General features: G+C 66.3%; 13 protein-coding genes. 7 read left to right on the forward strand and 6 right to left on the reverse strand.

What is annotated here, in order from left to right; genetic code table 11:
* Positions 1-122: 122 nt before the first annotated feature.
* Complete coding sequence (locus tag M2343_RS11325; RefSeq protein ID WP_264576731.1) at positions 123-731, forward strand: flavodoxin family protein; 609 nt, start codon at positions 123-125, stop codon at positions 729-731.
* A 121-nt stretch (positions 732-852) separates the two neighbouring features.
* Positions 853-2,433: an SLC13 family permease gene (locus M2343_RS11330; protein ID WP_264576732.1), complete on the forward strand. Its 1,581-nt coding sequence runs from the start codon at positions 853-855 to the stop codon at positions 2,431-2,433.
* Here the strand turns inward: M2343_RS11330 and dinB are convergent.
* Entirely contained in the window at positions 2,430-3,527 is a 1,098-nt protein-coding gene (gene dinB / locus M2343_RS11335) for a DNA polymerase IV (RefSeq protein WP_264576733.1), read from the reverse strand. The two genes, M2343_RS11330 and dinB, sit on opposite strands and share 4 nt — an antisense overlap.
* A gap of 48 nt (positions 3,528-3,575) precedes the next feature.
* On the opposite strand from dinB, the gene M2343_RS11340 reads away from it, so the two are divergent.
* Positions 3,576-4,004: a GFA family protein gene (locus tag M2343_RS11340; RefSeq protein ID WP_264576734.1), complete on the forward strand. Its 429-nt coding sequence runs from the start codon at positions 3,576-3,578 to the stop codon at positions 4,002-4,004.
* 157 nt (positions 4,005-4,161) lie between these two features.
* Here M2343_RS11340 and M2343_RS11345 read toward each other — a convergent pair whose 3' ends face one another.
* From M2343_RS11345 to M2343_RS11355, 3 genes are all read right to left on the reverse strand, one after another.
* A complete protein-coding gene (locus tag M2343_RS11345) occupies positions 4,162-4,686 on the reverse strand; it encodes a hypothetical protein (RefSeq protein WP_264576735.1) in 525 nt (174 codons plus the stop codon).
* A gap of 143 nt (positions 4,687-4,829) precedes the next feature.
* Positions 4,830-5,381, reverse strand: a complete 552-nt coding sequence (locus M2343_RS11350) for a YceD family protein (protein WP_264576736.1) — start codon at positions 5,379-5,381, stop codon at positions 4,830-4,832.
* 4 nt (positions 5,382-5,385) lie between these two features.
* Positions 5,386-5,901, reverse strand: coding sequence for a ubiquinol-cytochrome C chaperone family protein (locus M2343_RS11355; protein WP_264571379.1), 516 nt, complete (start codon positions 5,899-5,901; stop codon positions 5,386-5,388).
* Between the two features lie 178 nt (positions 5,902-6,079).
* On the opposite strand from M2343_RS11355, the gene M2343_RS11360 reads away from it, so the two are divergent.
* Positions 6,080-6,556, forward strand: coding sequence for an outer membrane protein assembly factor BamE (locus tag M2343_RS11360; RefSeq protein ID WP_264576737.1), 477 nt, complete (start codon positions 6,080-6,082; stop codon positions 6,554-6,556).
* Between the two features lie 113 nt (positions 6,557-6,669).
* Positions 6,670-7,437, forward strand: coding sequence for a hypothetical protein (locus tag M2343_RS11365; protein ID WP_264576738.1), 768 nt, complete (start codon positions 6,670-6,672; stop codon positions 7,435-7,437).
* 60 nt (positions 7,438-7,497) lie between these two features.
* Here M2343_RS11365 and M2343_RS11370 read toward each other — a convergent pair whose 3' ends face one another.
* Positions 7,498-9,759, reverse strand: a complete 2,262-nt coding sequence (locus M2343_RS11370) for an NADP-dependent malic enzyme (protein WP_181560724.1) — start codon at positions 9,757-9,759, stop codon at positions 7,498-7,500.
* A 197-nt stretch (positions 9,760-9,956) separates the two neighbouring features.
* On the opposite strand from M2343_RS11370, the gene mutS reads away from it, so the two are divergent.
* Positions 9,957-12,542 (forward strand): DNA mismatch repair protein MutS, encoded by a 2,586-nt coding sequence (mutS, locus tag M2343_RS11375; RefSeq protein ID WP_264577550.1) that lies wholly within the window; start codon positions 9,957-9,959, stop codon positions 12,540-12,542.
* Between the two features lie 60 nt (positions 12,543-12,602).
* Positions 12,603-15,389 (forward strand): [protein-PII] uridylyltransferase, encoded by a 2,787-nt coding sequence (locus tag M2343_RS11380; RefSeq protein WP_264571382.1) that lies wholly within the window; start codon positions 12,603-12,605, stop codon positions 15,387-15,389.
* 39 nt (positions 15,390-15,428) lie between these two features.
* Here M2343_RS11380 and M2343_RS11385 read toward each other — a convergent pair whose 3' ends face one another.
* Entirely contained in the window at positions 15,429-16,220 is a 792-nt protein-coding gene (locus tag M2343_RS11385) for a universal stress protein (protein WP_264603889.1), read from the reverse strand.
* Positions 16,221-16,248: the final 28 nt, after the last annotated feature.

A 16,248-nucleotide genomic window follows, 5' to 3' on the forward strand; every position in this document is an offset into this window, starting at 1 on the left:
GAAAACGGGCTTGCGGCGCGCGATAGCCCTGCGGCCGCCCGCGTGCAATGGCGCAGGACAGGGCGGTGAACTCTCTGGGGGCTGGGGTGTTGTGTGAGGGGGGACGGACACGGAGCACCAGCATGACCCTGAAGGCCCTCGCCCTCAACTGCACCCTGAAAGCCGATAGCAGCGAACCCTCATCGACGGATGCGATGATCGCGGTTCTGGCGGACGCCTTCGCCGAACATGATGTGACACTGAGCGAAACCGTGCGCGTCGCCGCGCTCAACATCCTGCCCGGCGTCACCTCCGATGAAGGCAAGGGCGATGACTGGCCAGCCCTGCGCGCGAAGATCCTGGCACACGACATCCTGATCTTCGGCGGGCCGATCTGGATGGGGCAGATCTCCAGCATCGCCAAGCGCGTGCTGGAGCGGATGGATGCTTTTCTGAGCGAAACGGACGATGCGGGCCGGATGCCGAGCTACGGCAAAGTCGCCGTCGCCGCCATTGTCGGCAATGAGGATGGTGCCCATTTCTCCAGCGCGCAGCTCTTCCAGGCGATGAACGATGTCGGCTGGACGATCCCCGCCGTCGCCGCCTGCTATTGGGTGGGCGAGGCGATGGGGAGCACGGATTTCAAGGACCTCAAGTCGACACCCAAACCGGTGAGCAAGACCGCCGGCATGGTGGCATCCAATGCCGCGCACCTCGCCGGCCTGCTCAAGGACAGCCCCTACCCCGGCTGACCACGACCCCGGCTGACAGGCCGGACGGCAGCCGCCAGCCCAGCCGGCATTCCAGCCGCGAGCGGCTTGCCACGCCGCCGCTCCTGCCGCACATTCGCGCGGGACAGGGAGCGGGGGCAAGGTGGCACCATCATCGCAAGAGAGTGAACCAACCGGGCGGCAGGGCGATGGCGACCCTGCCACGACCGCGCGCTCGCCCCTCAAGATCTGGGCATTGCGCGCGCTCGGCCTGGCCGGCGCAGCGCTGGTCTGGCTCGCGCTGGGCGACGCGCAGGGTCTGTCGCCGGAGGGCCGCTGGGTCGCCGCCGTCGCGACATTGATGGCGCTCTGGTGGATCACCGAGGCCGCGCCCATCGCCGTCACCGCGCTGCTGCCGATCCTGCTCTTCCCCATGGCGAGCGACCGCAGCGTGGCGCAGGTTGCCGCGCCCTATGCCAGCCCGATCATCTTCCTGTTCCTCGGCGGCTTTCTGCTCGCCATCGCCATGCAGAAATGGCAGCTCCACCGCCGCGTCGCGTTGCTCACACTCCGCCGGGTCGGCACCAGCCCGCGCCAGATCGTGCTGGGCCTGATGCTGACGACGGGCTTTGTCTCCATGTGGGTCTCCAACACGGCGGCGACGCTCATGATGCTGCCGATTGCCTTCTCCGTTCTCACGCTGGTCTGTGATCGCCGCGACGAAACCGGGGCACTCGCCTGCGATGGCGCATCCGCCGTGGCACCCAGGGAGCTCGCCAATTTCGGCGCGTGCCTGATGCTCGCCATCGCCTGGTCATCGAGCATGGGCGGCGTGGGCACGCTGCTCGGCAGCCCGCCCAATGCCATCGTGGCTGGCTATATCGAGAAGGAACTGGGCCGGCAGGTCGATTTCCTGAGCTGGATGCTGGTCGGCGTGCCGATTGCCTTCAGCTTCATTCTCATTGCGTGGCTGCTGATGACGCGGGTCTTCTATCGGTTCACCTTCGGCGAGGTGCCGGGCGGCCGCGCGCTCATTGACCGGGAGCTGGCCGGTCTCGGCCGGTTCAGCCGCAGCGAATTGCTGGTGACCCTCGTCTTCTGCTGCGCGGTCTTCTTCTGGGTCGTGCCCGGCGTGGTCGGCGCCATTCTCGGCAGCAAGGCCGATCTGGGCTGGTTCGGGCGCCTCGATGACAATGCCATTGCACTCGCCGCCGGCCTGGCGCTGTTTCTGCTGCCCGGCGAGGGCCGAGGGCAGATGCTGCTCGACTGGAAGGATGCCGAAAGCGGCGTGCCCTGGGGCGTGCTGGTGCTGTTCGGTGGCGGCCTGAGCCTTGCCGGGGAGGTCGTCGCCAGCGGGCTCGATGGCTGGCTGGGTGCGCAAGTGAGCGGGCTTGGTACGCTGCCGATCCTGCTCCTCGTCATCGCCGTCGTGACCCTCATCGTCTTCCTCAGCGAGGTGACCAGCAACACCGCCACCGCTGCCACCTTCATCCCCGTCCTCGGCGCCGTCGCGCTCGGCATCGGGGCCGATCAGATGACCTTGCTCATCCCCGCAGCCTTCGCCGCCACGCTCGCCTTCATGCTGCCGGTCGGCACCCCGCCCAATGCCATCGTGTTCGGCACCGGGGCCGTCACCATGGGGCAGATGGTCCGCGGCGGGTTCATCCTGAACCTCGTCGGGATCGTGCTGATCACCTTCTTCTGCTGGCTGCTCGGCGGCGTCGCGCTCGGCCTGCGCTTCTAACCGAAGGCGAGGCTGAGCTGGGGCGTCTCGTCCGGCTCTTCACGTTCGGGATCAATGAGGTTTGAGAGCCCGAGCCCCAGCAACCGCGCGCCGACCGGCAGCGGCAGTTGCGCGCGAAGCAGGTCGGCGCCGATCGCAAACAGATCCTCGGCATCGCCCGGCGGCGCGGGCAGCGACCGGGAGCGGGTGAGGATGCGAAAATCCCCCAGCTTGATCTTGAGCGTGACGGTGCGCCCCAAGGCCCGGCTCGTGGTGACCCGGCCCCACAGGCGCGCGGCGATCTTCTCCAGCTCCGCCAGCAACAGGCCTTCCGCGCCGATGTCGCTGGCGAAGGTATCTTCCACGCTGATCGACTTGCGCGACTCCCGGTCGCGCACCGGGCGCTCGTCCAGCCCGCGCGCCGCGCCGAAGTAAAAGGCCGCCGCCTTGCCGAAATGGCGCTGCAGCGCCGGCAGCGGCCACTCTTTGAGGTCCGCGCCGCTATGAATGCCCAGCGCGGCCATGCGCCGCGCCGTCACCGGGCCGACGCCATGGATGCGCGACACCGGCATCGCCGCCATGAACGCCTCGGCCTCATCGGGCCGCACGACGCACAAGCCATCGGGCTTGTTCTGGTCCGATGCGAGCTTGGCGATCAGCTTGTTACACGAAACGCCGGCCGAGGCGGTCAGCCCCGTCTCCTCGCGAATCATCCGCCGGATTTCCTGCGCGACATAAGTGGCCGAGGCAACGCCGGGCTTGTTGCGCGTCACATCGAGATAGGCCTCGTCCAGCGAGAGCGGCTGGATGATGTCGGTAAAGCGCTCGAAGATCGCGCGGATTTGCTGGGAGACCGCGCGATAGGCCTCGAAGCGCGGCCGCACGAAGATGAGCTCCGGGCAGAGCCGGCGCGCCTTGCCGCCCGGCATGGCCGAGCGCACGCCGAACACGCGCGCCTCATAGCTCGCCGCTGCCACCACGCCGCGCGGCCCGCCGCCGCCGACAGCCACCGGCAAGCCGCGCAGCGCCGGATCGTCGCGCTGCTCGACCGACGCGTAAAAGGCGTCCATATCGATATGGATGATCTTGCGATCCTGCTCGGGCGTCTGCGCCATGCTCCCTGTTATGCCATGGCAACCGCGCGAACGAAAGAGGAACGAAGCATGGACCTGAATGTCACGGAGATCGATGGCGCGTGCCATTGCGGCACGGTGCGCTTTCATGTGCGCCTGAAGGATGGCCTGCGCTCGGCACGCCGCTGCACCTGCTCATATTGCCGGATGCGCGGCGCCATCGCCGTCTCCGCCCGGATCGAAGACCTGCAGGTGACCGCTGGCGAGGAATCGCTGCGCTGCTACACCTTCAACAGCGGGATCGCGCAGCACCATTTCTGCGGAACCTGCGGCATCTACACCCATCACCGGCGCCGCTCGAACCCCCATGAATATGGCGTCAATGTCGCCTGCCTGTCGGGCATCAGCCCGTTCGACTTTGCCGAGGTGATCGTGAATGACGGGGTGGCGCATCCCTCCGACACCGGTGTCGCGCGGATCGCGGGTGTGTTGCGGTTTATCCCGGCGGACGGCGCCTAGCTCGGTGGCGTGGGCAAGGTCAAAGGTTGGTGCAACGGCAGCTATTGCGCTTTTGTTTTCAAAAAGCCGCCTGTCCGGACACGAGGACATTGCGGACGCTAGTCGTTCCATCCGCGCAGCAGACCAACGTCATTGGGAAAAAGGCAGACGAGGGTCGTCATGGCGGCTTGACCCCGCCATACGGAATACCAGCACCATTGTAGCCCAGTTTGCGTCCGTGATATCCGTGGCTCTTGACCCACTGTTGCCCAGCCTTACCCATTTCGAGGACACGCGGTCGAAAGAATTCTCTTAGATCTTTTTGGAATCGCCTCACCCGACTGGAAAATTGAATGGCAAGATAGCCATCAGGAATATCTGAAAATACTTCTGGGGACATTCCATTCGCTACCGCTTCAACGTAAGCGGCTTTAAAGGCAGCTAAATCATCTTGTACAATTTTGTTTTTGATGTCCCTAAGTGCACTGCAACCTTGTGTTGGGGCCGAATCACCAAAGTACGCTTCACAATCTGCTCCCTTCAGATATTCTGAGGTAAGCATGCTACCGAACCAAGCGCGAAAGTCCGTATCCGGCAAACGCGCTACCCGTTCGGAGATCGGCGATGTCTTCTGGGAATTAGCGGACTGTGCAACACCGCACGCCAGCAATGCAGCGGGTATCCATCGCCAATAGGTTCCCATGCACTCACCCACCCTCAAGGGAGACTATTGCGCTCTTCGTATCTTGAAGCAATGGCAGCTAACCACGCCCATTTAGCCCTTGGTCGCGTATTCTAGACCGCTCAATAGCGGACAATCCATCCGGGCGATATTCTCTGCGCGTCCTAGGCACCACCGCCGAGCTTCAAGCCCTTCAGCGCCGCGAAAGGTCCGGCGTCTTCCTCGCTCAGCACGCCCAGCGCGCGCAGCTTGGCGTCGGCATCCGCGACGCGGGGATAGGGATCGAGGTTCAGGAACAGCGTCTGCGCGACCGTTTCGCCAAGGTCGATTCGCTCGTCCTCCAGCGGGAGGATATCGCAATCCTCCTCGCGCAGTTCGATCTCTTCTGCGTCGCTCTCGCCGTTCTCGTCGAGACCGCGCACGAATCGCACGTCCATCGGCACGTCGAGCTCTGCGGGGACATCCTCGTCGGTCGCGACGCAGGCCTGCACCAGCGACGCGCGCACGCGCCCGGTCACCCGACAGCCACCGGCATCCGGCGCCACATGCGCCTGCGCCTCCAGCCGATCGAGGCTGCGCAGGCCAAAGCGGCGCGCGAGCGCGGCCCGCTCTGCGGCATCGGCCTCGACGGTGCGGTCCCGCCGTCCGTCGCCCAGCTCATTAAGGCGCAGAATGCGGGAAAATTCCGGCGCGGCGCCTGACGTCGCTTCGCTCACGGCATCACCCCCGCAACTGGCCGGCCAGCAGCGCGTCGCGGCTGCATGCGTTGATCGTCGCGGCCAGCATGCGTACCTGTGCTTCGACATAGGCCAGCGCATCCGCCGCCGGCGCCTCGCCGCGATAGAGGTTGCGCACCAGCGCCTCGCTCAGCGAAGCCTCGCCCTGCAAGCTCGCACGATAGGCGGCAAGCCGGCCGCCGAGCGCACCGACCATGCGGCCGATCTGCTTGCCCACCACCACATCGCCAAAGCCGATCTGGCGGATCTGCCCATCCATATCGTCAATGAACAGCTCGGTCAGCCGCGCCGAATCGTTGGTGGCCTCCAGCGCCTCGAGTCGCAGCAACACCAGCGAGAGCACCAGCGCCACCATGTCGAATCGGCCATCCAGCGTGTCCGCCACCTCGCCTTCCATATACCAATGCGGCTCCCGCGCCGTCGCGACGACGGCCTCGTACAGCGGGCGCAGATAGGCGCGATCATCCTTGCGGGAAAACAGATTGGATAAGAGGCTCATGCTCGGTTCAGCTTTGCGGCGGCACAGGAAAGCGCGGACGGGACCGATCAACCATTGGCCCGCGCCAGCACTTGCATATTGATTGCAGCGGCTGGCAATGCAATGGGCGGGTTAGGCGATGCGACGCTTTTTTGATTGGATGTCCGGTTTTTGACCGCATGATTGGCAGGAGACGAGAATGCAGCGTGGCTTGAGGCGGCCGTTTCTGGTCGTGGGCGCAGCGGCCATCCTTCTGCTGGCGGGCGGCTGCACCCGCATCCGCGCGCATCAGGGCTTCATGATCGACGATCTGATCGTGAGTTCGGTGCTGCCCGGCGTGGACAACAAGGCGTCCGTGGAAGGCGCGCTGGGTCGTCCGACCTTCGTCTCCCAGTTCGGCCCGGAGCGCTGGTATTATGTGGCGCGCGACACCCGCGCGCTGGCGTTCGCCTCCCCGCGTCCGACCGCGCAGACGTTGGTGACCGTGCAGTTCGATGCCAATGGCAATGTCGCGACGATCGATCGCAACGCGACGCTCGATCAGGTCGCCAATATCTCGCCGACCGGCGCCACGACGCCGACGCTCGGCCGCAAGCGCAGCCTGTTTGATGAAATCTTCGGCAATATCGGCGCGGTTGGCGCCGGCGGGGCCGGAGCGGCAGGTCCGTCTCAGTAATTCAGCGCTGCAGGCCTGCCATCAGTCGGCGCCGGTTCGCGCGCCCGGCGGACTGGTTTAGCTTGCATTAACCGCGCCATCGCTTCAAATCGTTCTATAGCGGGAGCGTGGTCATGCAGCATATTGGCGATCTGCAGCCGCTCGAGCGGACTTACGCGCGACGGACTGAGACAGTCGGCCATTACAAGGCCAGCCGGAGCCGCTGGCGATTCGCTATCGGATCTCTGGAGATCGGCTTCGACCGCGCGAGCGAGCAGCTTCACGCGCGAAGCGGTGTGGATGCCCGGCCCGGCATTGCCCAAAAGCTCCTGATCGCGGCAGGCATGGTCAGCATCTCATTGCTGGTGATTGCCCTGGCCGGCTGGCTATGGTCGGCACGCGGGCCGATCTGGGGTGGCGAGACGGTATCGGCCGCGATCATCGATCATCCGCCCCGCGCGACCGAAAGCGAGGATGCAGCGCCCGCCGGCCAGCAGCCGACCCTGATCCCCGCCGAACGCCCCGCGCCGTTTCTCTCCGCCGTGATTGAAAAGCGCGCGACAGCACCCGCTTTTGCGCCGGCGAAACAGGCCGCCGTGCCCATCGCGCAGGGCCAGGCGATTGCGCCCAAGTCTGATGAGGCGCCGACGCTCCCGAGCGCGACCCCGGATGAGGCGATCGTCCAGTCCGGCAACTTCCTGCTGATCCCGGCCGTCGATCGCGCTGTGGGCCTCGCCGTCAAGAGCGGCGATGCGCAGAACTGGATGGCCGGCTCCTATCACGGCATCGTGGTGGTCGGCGACGCCGTGGCGCACGATGGCAAATCCTGCCGGGACGGCACGATCCTGCTGCGCGACGGCACCATCAAGGGCCGCACCCAGACCTTCCAGCGCTGCCTGTAAGGCCCAGGGAGCGCTGCGCGGCCAGTTCAGCCGGCGGCGCTCACCCGATCCCGATCACGATCAGCGCGCGATCCCGCCAGCGGCGAGCACGGCCAACGTCACCAGCTCCGAGGCGGTCGAGGCCATCGTCGCCACCTGCACCGGCTGGTTCAGCCCGAGCAGCACCGGCCCGATGACTGAGTCGCCGCCCAGTTCCCGCAGCAGCTTGGCCGAGAGATTGGCCGACTGCAGGCCGGGCATGATCAGCACATTGGCCGGGCCGGACAGGCGGCAGAACGGATAATTCGCCATGACGCGCCGGTTGAGCGCTACGTCGGGCGCCATCTCGCCTTCATATTCGAAGTCCACCTCCATGCCGTCGAGGATCTGGACCGCGCCGCGAATATTATCGAGCCAGTTGCCGTGCGGATTGCCGAAGGTGGAGTAGGAGAGAAAAGCCACGCGCGGCTCATGCCCCATACGCCGGGCAAGCGCGGCGGATTCGATGGCGATATGCGCCAGTTCGGCGGAATTCGGCCGCTCGTTGACAGTGGTATCCGCCATGAACACGGTGTGGCTGCGCCCGACGAGGATGTGCATGCCGAACAGCGTGCGGTCCTCGGCGGGGTCGAGCACGCGGCGCAGTTCGCGCATCGTCTGCGCATAGGTGCGCGTGACGCCGGTGATCATCGCGTCCGCCTCACCCATCTGCAGCAGCAGCGCGCCGAAGATGTTGCGGTCCCGGTTGACCATGCGCTCGCAATCGCGGCGGAGATAGCCGCGGCGTTGCAGGCGCTCGTACAGCATGTCGACCATGCGCGGCACGAGCGGCGAATTGACGCTGTTGTAGAGCTCGTAGCTCTCGGGATCGCGCACGCCAAGATCGCGCAGGCGATCATAGACATCCTGCCGGCCGACCAGCACCGGGGTGCCGTAGCCGCCATCGCGGAACTGGATCGCGGCGCGCAGCACGACTTCCTCTTCCGCCTCGGCAAAGACGACCCGCTTGGGGCTGGCCTTGGCGCCCTCATAAGCGAGGGTCAGCACGGAGGTGGTGGGATTAAGGCGCGCCCGCAGCGACTGGCGATAGGCGTCCATATCCTCGATGGGCCGCTGGGCGACGCCCGACTCCATCGCCGCCTGCGCCACCGCTGCCGGCACCACTTCCATCAGACGCGGATCGAAGGGGGCGGGAATGATGTAATCCGCGCCGAAGCTGTGCTTGGTGCCATAAGCCAGCGCGACTTCCTCGGGCACCTGCTGACGGGCCAGTTCGGCAATGGCCTGCGCCGCCGCGATCTTCATCGCCTCGTTAATCGCCGTCGCGCGCACGTCCAGCGCGCCCCGGAAGATGAAGGGGAAGCCCAGCACATTGTTGACCTGATTGGGATAGTCCGAGCGGCCCGTGGCGATGATCGCATCCGGGCGCGCGGCCTTGGCCACGGGCGGCAGGATCTCCGGATCGGGATTGGCCATGGCGAAGAGGATCGGCCGCGGCTTCATCTCGTTGATCCATTCGGGCTTCAGCGCATCCTTGGCTGAAAGACCGAGGAAGATATCGGCATCCTTCAGCGCCTCGTGCAGGGTCCGCGCCTCGGTGCGGGCGGCATGGGCGGACTTGAACTGGTCCATGCCATGAGTGCGGCCCTGATAGATCACGCCCTCGCGGTCGCACATGATCACATTGTCATGCGCCACGCCCATCGCCTTGATCAGTTCGGTGCAGGCGATGGCCGCCGCGCCGGCACCATTCACGACGACCTTGGTCTCGCGAATGTCGCGCCCGGTCAGGAAACAGGCGTTGATCAGGCCGGCGGCGCAAATGATCGCGGTGCCATGCTGGTCGTCATGCATGACCGGGATGTTCATGCGCTCCTTGAGCGCTGCCTCGATCATGAAGCATTCGGGTGCCTTGATGTCCTCAAGGTTGATGCCGCCGAAACTCGGCTCCAGCAGCGCCACCGCATCGATGAAGGCCTGCGGGTCTTCGGTGTTCAGCTCCAGATCGATGGCGTCCACATCGGCGAAGCGCTTGAACAGCACTGCCTTGCCTTCCATCACCGGCTTGGAGGCGAGCGCGCCGAGATTTCCCATGCCGAGGATCGCCGTGCCGTTGGAGATGACCGCGACCAGATTGCCCTTGGCGGTATAGTCATAGGCCTTGGCAGCATCATCAGCGATGGCCTGCACGGGCACGGCCACACCGGGCGAATAAGCCAGCGCCAGATCGCGCTGCGTCGCCATCGGCTTGGAGGCGATGATCTCGATCTTGCCGGGCCGCCCGAAGGAATGGAACAGCAGCGCCTCGCGCTCGGAGAATTCGATGGCGGCTTTATCGGTCATCAGCAGGGTTCCTCGGCAATTGGGAACGCCCTAGCGACTTTCCGCCCGGCTCCACAAGAGGCGAGGTACGAACAACCCCGTGGATGAAACGCCACCGCCGGCTTTTCGAGATCGAAAGCCCCTGCTAACGCAACCGCGTGACCAGTCTGCCAGCCAAATCCTCCAAAGCCAGCGCCGCATCCGGCGGCCCCACGCCGATGATGGCGCAATATCTGGCGCTCAAGGCGGAAGCCGGGGGCGATCTGCTCTTCTACCGCATGGGCGACTTCTTCGAGCTGTTCTTCGAGGACGCCAGGACCGCGGCCGCCGTGCTCGACATCGCGCTCACCACGCGCGGCGAACATGAGGGCGAGCCGATCCCGATGTGCGGGGTGCCGGTGCACAGTGCCGAGGGCTATCTGGCGCGACTCATCAAGGCCGGGCTGCGCGTTGCCATCGCCGAGCAGACCGAGACGCCCGAGCAGGCCAAGGCGCGCGGATCGAAGGCGCTGGTCGGCCGCGCCATCGTGCGCTTCGTCACCGCCGGCACGCTGACCGAGGATGCGCTGCTGGACAGCCGCCGCGCCAATCTGCTCGCGGCCGTGGGGGAAGCCGCCGGCCATTATGCCGTCGCCGCCGCCGACATCTCCACCGGCCGGCTGGACGTGGTGGCTGTGGATGCCGGCGGCATCGAGGCGGAACTCGCGCGGATCAACGCGAGCGAAGTCATTGCGCGGCCGGGTCTCGCCGATCGGCTGACCGGCGCCCTCCCCTTCGAGAATCGCGGCTTCGACAGCGCCCGGGCGGAAGCGGACATCTGCCGGCATTTCGGCGTGAAGACGGTGGAAAGCTTCGGCAGCTTCTCGCGCGCGGAGCTCTCCGCGCTGGGCGGCCTGCTGGGCTATCTCGAACATGTCGGCAAGGGGCGGATGCCTTTCCTCGCCGCGCCGATACGGGCCGGCGCGCAGGATCACCTCGCCATCGACCCGGCGACGCGCGAGAGCCTGGAGATCGTCACCACCGCCAACGGTCAGCGCGCCGGCAGCCTGCTCGCCACCGTGGACCGCACCGTGACGGGCGCGGGCGCGCGCCTGCTCGCAGCGGACCTCTCAGCGCCTTTGATGGACCGCGCCACGGTGGAAGCGCGACTCGATCTGGTGCGCTGGTTCCACGATGACGGGCCGCTGCGCGAGCTGGTCCGCACCCGCCTGCGCGCCTTGCCAGACCTCAGCCGCGCGCTCGGCCGCGTCGCCATCGGCCGGGGCAGTCCGCGCGATCTGGGGCAATTGCGCGATGGCCTCGACGGCGGCCGTGCGCTGCGCGAGCGGCTGGGCGCGCTGCCCGACCGACCGACCCTGCTCGACGATCTGCTGCCATCGCTCGATGGTCATGGCGCTCTCGTCGATCAACTGACGCGCGCCCTCGTACCCGCCCCGCCGACGGAAGCGGCGCATGGCGGCTATATCGCCGATGGCTATGATGCGGCCCTGGACGAGCTGCGCCGCATGGCCGGCGACGGACGCCGCGCCATTGCCGCGCTAGAAGCGCGCTATCGCGAGCAGACCGGCATCTCGGCGCTGAAGATCCGCCACAATGGCGTGCTTGGCTATCATGTCGAGGTGCCGGCCCGTCACGCCGACCAGCTCATGGCCAATGACAGCGGCTTTACCCATCGCCAGACGCTGGCGGGTGTCGTGCGGTTCAACTCGGTTGACCTGCACGAGCAGGCCAGCCGGGTCACGCAGGCCGGCGCCCATGCGCTTGCGGCCGAAGCGGCGCATTTCGAGGAACTGGTGACGCTGGTGATGGACAGCCGCACCGCCATCGCCCGCACGGCGGACGCGCTCGCCCGCATCGATGTGGGGGCGGCTCTGGCCGAGCGCGCTGTCGAAGGCGGCTGGAGCCGACCGGTCTTCGCCGAAGAACCCTGCATCGCCATCGAGGGCGGGCGCCATCCGGTGGTAGAAGCCGCGCTGGCGAAGGACGGCACCAGTTTCGTCGCCAATGACTGCACGCTCACGCCGGACAATCGGCTGTGGCTGGTGACCGGCCCCAATATGGGCGGCAAGTCGACCTTCCTGCGGCAGAACGCGCTGATCGTCATTCTCGCGCAGGCCGGCAGCTTCGTGCCCGCCCGCGCCGCCCGGCTCGGGCTGGTGGACCGCCTGTTCAGCCGCGTCGGCGCCTCGGACAATCTGGCACGTGGGCGCTCGACCTTCATGGTCGAGATGATCGAGACCGCCGCGATCCTTGCGCAGGCGACCGAGCGCAGCTTCGTGATCCTCGATGAAGTGGGGCGCGGCACGTCCACTTATGACGGCCTCGCCATCGCCTGGGCGGTCGTGGAAGCGATCCATGACAGCAATGCCTGCCGCTGCCTGTTCGCCACCCATTATCACGAATTGACGCGCCTGGCCGAGCGCCTCGGCGCCCTCTCGCTCCACCATGTTCGCGCGCGGGAATGGAATGGCGATCTGGTGCTGCTGCACGAGCTGTCCGAAGGCCCGGCCGACCGCAGCTACGGCATAGCGGTGGCGCGGCTTGCGGGCTTGCCCGCGCCGGTGCTGGCCCGCGCCAAGGCCGTGCTCGGCAAGCTTGAGGCGGGCAAGGCGCAGACCGGCGGCATCGCGGCGGGGCTCGATGACCTGCCGCTCTTCGCCGCAACGCTCTCCGCCGCACCGGAGGTCGCCACCGACCCACTGCGCGACCAGCTGGACGCCATCGACGCCGATACACTCAGTCCGCGCGAGGCGCTCGACCTCATCTATCAGCTCAAGCAGATCGCCACCGCGCCCACCGCCTGAAGCAGCCCATTTGCGCGCCATGCCGAGGTTGCACCTGCAACTGCGGCAAAGCGCGCTTATATGGCACCCATGAACAAGGTGCCCGATTCGCTGCCCGGCCGCCGTGCGATCATCGATCGCCGCCAGATTGCCGATGCGCTCACTGCCCAATTGACGGAACTGAGCGATACCGCCGCGCGTCGGCAAGTGATCGTCGCGGCGTTGCGCGAGGCGCTTGCCATCGGCCGGGAAGAAGTCTCCCGCCGCCTTGCCCGCAACCCGACGCGCGGGCGCGACGCCGTGACGGCGCAGGCCTTCCTGATGGACCAGATCATCCGCCTGCTCTTCGATGCGACGGTCAAGCACCTCTACCCGATCAGCAACCGCACCGCCTCCGAGCGGCTGACCGTGGTTGCGGTGGGCGGCTATGGGCGTGGCGAAATGGCGCCCTATAGCGATGTCGATATCGGCTTCCTCACGCCCTACAAGCCCACCGAATGGACCGAGCAGGTCATCGAGAGCATGCTTTACGCGCTGTGGGATCTGGGCCTCAAGGTCGGGCACAGCAGCCGCTCGATTGACGAGACGGTGCGTATGGCGAAGTCGGACCTCACCATCCGCACCGCCCTGCTGGAATCGCGCTTCGTGTGGGGCGACCGGGGCATCTATGATGAGTGCGTCGCCCGCTTCGACAAGGATGTGATGCAGGGCACGGCCAAGACCTTCGTCACCGAGAAGCTGGCGGAGCGGGATGCCCGACACAAGCAGATGGGCGACAGCCGCTATGTCGTCGAGCCCAATATCAAGGAGGGCAAGGGCGGCCTGCGCGATCTGCACACGCTGTTCTGGATCGGCAAATATGTGAACCGGGTGCGCACCGTCGCGGAGCTGGTGGATGTGGGCCTGCTGACCCGCGCCGAGCTGTCCCAGTTCCAGCGGGCCGAGAATTTCCTCTGGGCCGTGCGCTGCCACATGCACGAAATCTCCCGCCGCGCGGAGGACCGCCTGACCTTCGATCTGCAGATCGAAGTCGCCGAGCGCATGGGCTTCTCGCCCAAGCGCGGCCGCTCCGCCGTCGAGCGGTTCATGCACCTCTACTTCCTGATGGCCAAGACGGTGGGCGACCTCACCGGCGTGTTCCTCGCCCACCTCGATGACAAGATGGCCAGCCGCGGCCGGCGCTACATCCCGGCGATGTTCAACCGCCCGCGCAAGCTGGATGGCTTCGTGCTGGAGCGGGGGCGGATCACCATTCCCGAGGATGATTTCTTCCGCGAGCAGCCGGTGCGGATGATCGAGATCTTCTCGCTGGCGGACAAGCACGGGCTGGAGATCCACCCGGATGCAATGCGCGCGCTCAACCGCGATTCGGTGCTGATTACTCGCAAGGAGCGGGAAGACCCGCAGGCCAATGCGCTGTTCATGAACGTGCTTACCTCGCCCCGCGACCCGGAAAAGGTGCTGCGCTGGATGAACGAGGCCGGCGTCTTCGGACGCTTCGTGCCGGACTTCGGCCGCGTCGTCGCGCAGATGCAGTTCGACATGTACCACCATTATACGGTGGACGAGCACACCATCCGCGCCATCGGTCTGCTCTCCCAGATCGAAAAGGGCGAGTTCAAGGTCGATCATCCGCTGGCGAGCGCGATCATCGAGAAGATCATCTCCCGCCGCGTGCTCTATGTCGCGGTGCTGCTGCACGATATCGCCAAGGGGCGCGGCGGCGATCACAGCATTCTCGGCGCGGAGGTGGCGACCAAGCTCTGCCCGCGCCTGGGCCTGAGCGATGCCGAGACCGAGACCGTCGCCTGGCTGGTGCGTTACCATCTGCTCATGTCCGCAACCGCGTTCAAGCGCGACCTTTCGGACTTCAAGACCATCCTCGACTTCGCCGAAGTGGTGCAAAGCCCCGAGCGGCTGCGGCTGCTGGTGATCCTGACCATCGTCGACATCCGCGCGGTCGGACCGGGCGTGTGGAACAGCTGGAAGCGCCAGCTCCTCGCCGAGCTGTACGATTCCGCCGAAGAGGTCATCCGCCCCGGCCACAAGCAGCGGGGCCGACAGGAGCGCATCGAGGAGAAGCGCGACGCGCTGCGCGCGAGTCTGGCGCTGGACGACAAGGCCTTCGACAGGCTGGTGAAGCGCTTCCCGCAATCCTACTGGATCGCCGAATCGCAGGATATCCTTGAGCGCAACGCACGACATCTGCTGGATGCTGGGCAGTCCGATCTCTCCATCGATGCCCGTTCCTATCCCGAGCGCGGCGCGACGCTGGTCACCGTCTATGCCTCGGACCATCCCGGGCTCTTCTACCGGATCGCCGGGGCGATCCATCTGGCTGGTGGCAACATCATCGATGCCCGCATCCACACCCTCAAGGATGGCACTGCGCTCGACAATTTCCTGGTGCAGGACCCGCTTGGCGGCCGCTTCGATGCGCCCGAGCAGTTACAGCGGGTGAAGACCTACATCGAGGACGCGCTGCTCAACCGCCACAAGCTGATGCACAAGCTGGACGAGCGCCCGCTGGCCCGCCGGCGCGCCGAAGCCTTCCAGATCGTGCCGCAGGTGCTGATCGACAACAAGGCCTCCAACCGCTTCACCGTGGTGGAAGTCATGGCGCGCGATCGCCCTGCCCTGCTGCTCAGCCTCGCCTTCGCGCTGTTCCAGTCCAAGACCATGGTCCACAGCGCGCATGTCGCTACCTTCGGCGAGCGCGCCGTCGATACCTTCTATCTAACCGATCTTCTGGGCGGGAAGCTGGAGAGCAAGACCCGCCTCGCCACGCTCGAACGGCGGCTGATCGAAGCCGCCGGCAATCAGGCCGGCGAACTGATCGACACCAACAGCTTCGCCATGGCCAACTGAGGCGCGCCCCATTGCGGGATGCGCGCCTCGGCTGGCGTCTCAGTGAGAAAGCAGGATCGGGATCGGCGCCTTGGCCAGCAGCGTCCGCGTCGTGCCGCCGAACAACTGCTCGCGCAGGCGGCTGCGGCCATAACAGCCCATCACCGCCCAGCTCGCGCCGGAGGACCGCATGGCCTCGATCAGTTGCTCGCTCACCGCGCCGGCTTTGGGCAGGCGCCGGCTGACGACCTTGCAGCCATGCCGATCGAGATAGGCGGCCGCCTCGTCCGGGTCGCCTTCCCCTTCGCCGATCGTCACCACCTCGACCTCGCTGGCCAAGCGCAGCAGCGGGATGGCAGCCCGCAGCGCGGCATCGGCCGCGCGTGATCCATCCCAGGCGACCAGCGCCTTGCCGAAGAGATCCAGGCGCTTCTGCTCCGTCGGCACCAGCAGGACCGGCGCGGAGGTCAGCGCCGCAAGGCGCGAGGCCGTGTCGCCGGTCTCGTTCACCGCGCCGAAGGCCTGCTTGCCCACGACGATCATGTCGACCAGCCGCACATTGTCGGTAATGCCCTCGTCCGACTGGCTCTGCACGCGCGCCCACTCATAGCTCACGCCTTCATTGGCGAGCCGGGGCTCGAGCGCCTCGATATTCTTGTCCTCCCGGTCGCGCTCATCCATCATCAGCACGCCGGTGCCGCCGCCCGCGCCAAAACCGTCGGCGATCATGGGAATCTGGACGACATCGAGACAGAGCAGATGCCCCTCGACCGCGCGCACAATGTCGAGCGCGGTTTGCAGGCGCGCTTCCTGACTCGGGTCGTCATGGATCAGAACCATCACCGTCTTCATGGCAGCCTCCTTGTTCACCGCATCGGGA

Source organism: Sphingobium sp. B8D3B, from assembly GCF_025961875.1.
GTDB lineage: Bacteria > Pseudomonadota > Alphaproteobacteria > Sphingomonadales > Sphingomonadaceae > Sphingobium.

Bases quoted from the DNA above. Each gene is read 5' to 3' on its own strand.
- M2343_RS11325 (WP_264576731.1), top strand. From the start codon at position 123: ATGACCCTGAAGGCCCTCGCCCTCAACTGCACCCTGAAAGCCGATAGC.
- dinB (WP_264576733.1), bottom strand. From the start codon at position 3,527: ATGGCGCAGACGCCCGAGCAGGATCGCAAGATCATCCATATCGATATG.
- M2343_RS11340 (WP_264576734.1), top strand. From the start codon at position 3,576: ATGGACCTGAATGTCACGGAGATCGATGGCGCGTGCCATTGCGGCACG.
- M2343_RS11345 (WP_264576735.1), bottom strand. From the start codon at position 4,686: ATGGGAACCTATTGGCGATGGATACCCGCTGCATTGCTGGCGTGCGGT.
- M2343_RS11355 (WP_264571379.1), bottom strand. From the start codon at position 5,901: ATGAGCCTCTTATCCAATCTGTTTTCCCGCAAGGATGATCGCGCCTAT.
- M2343_RS11360 (WP_264576737.1), top strand. From the start codon at position 6,080: ATGCAGCGTGGCTTGAGGCGGCCGTTTCTGGTCGTGGGCGCAGCGGCC.
- M2343_RS11365 (WP_264576738.1), top strand. From the start codon at position 6,670: ATGCAGCATATTGGCGATCTGCAGCCGCTCGAGCGGACTTACGCGCGA.
- M2343_RS11370 (WP_181560724.1), bottom strand. From the start codon at position 9,759: ATGACCGATAAAGCCGCCATCGAATTCTCCGAGCGCGAGGCGCTGCTG.
- mutS (WP_264577550.1), top strand. From the start codon at position 9,957: ATGATGGCGCAATATCTGGCGCTCAAGGCGGAAGCCGGGGGCGATCTG.
- M2343_RS11380 (WP_264571382.1), top strand. From the start codon at position 12,603: ATGGCACCCATGAACAAGGTGCCCGATTCGCTGCCCGGCCGCCGTGCG.
- M2343_RS11385 (WP_264603889.1), bottom strand. From the start codon at position 16,220: ATGAAGACGGTGATGGTTCTGATCCATGACGACCCGAGTCAGGAAGCG.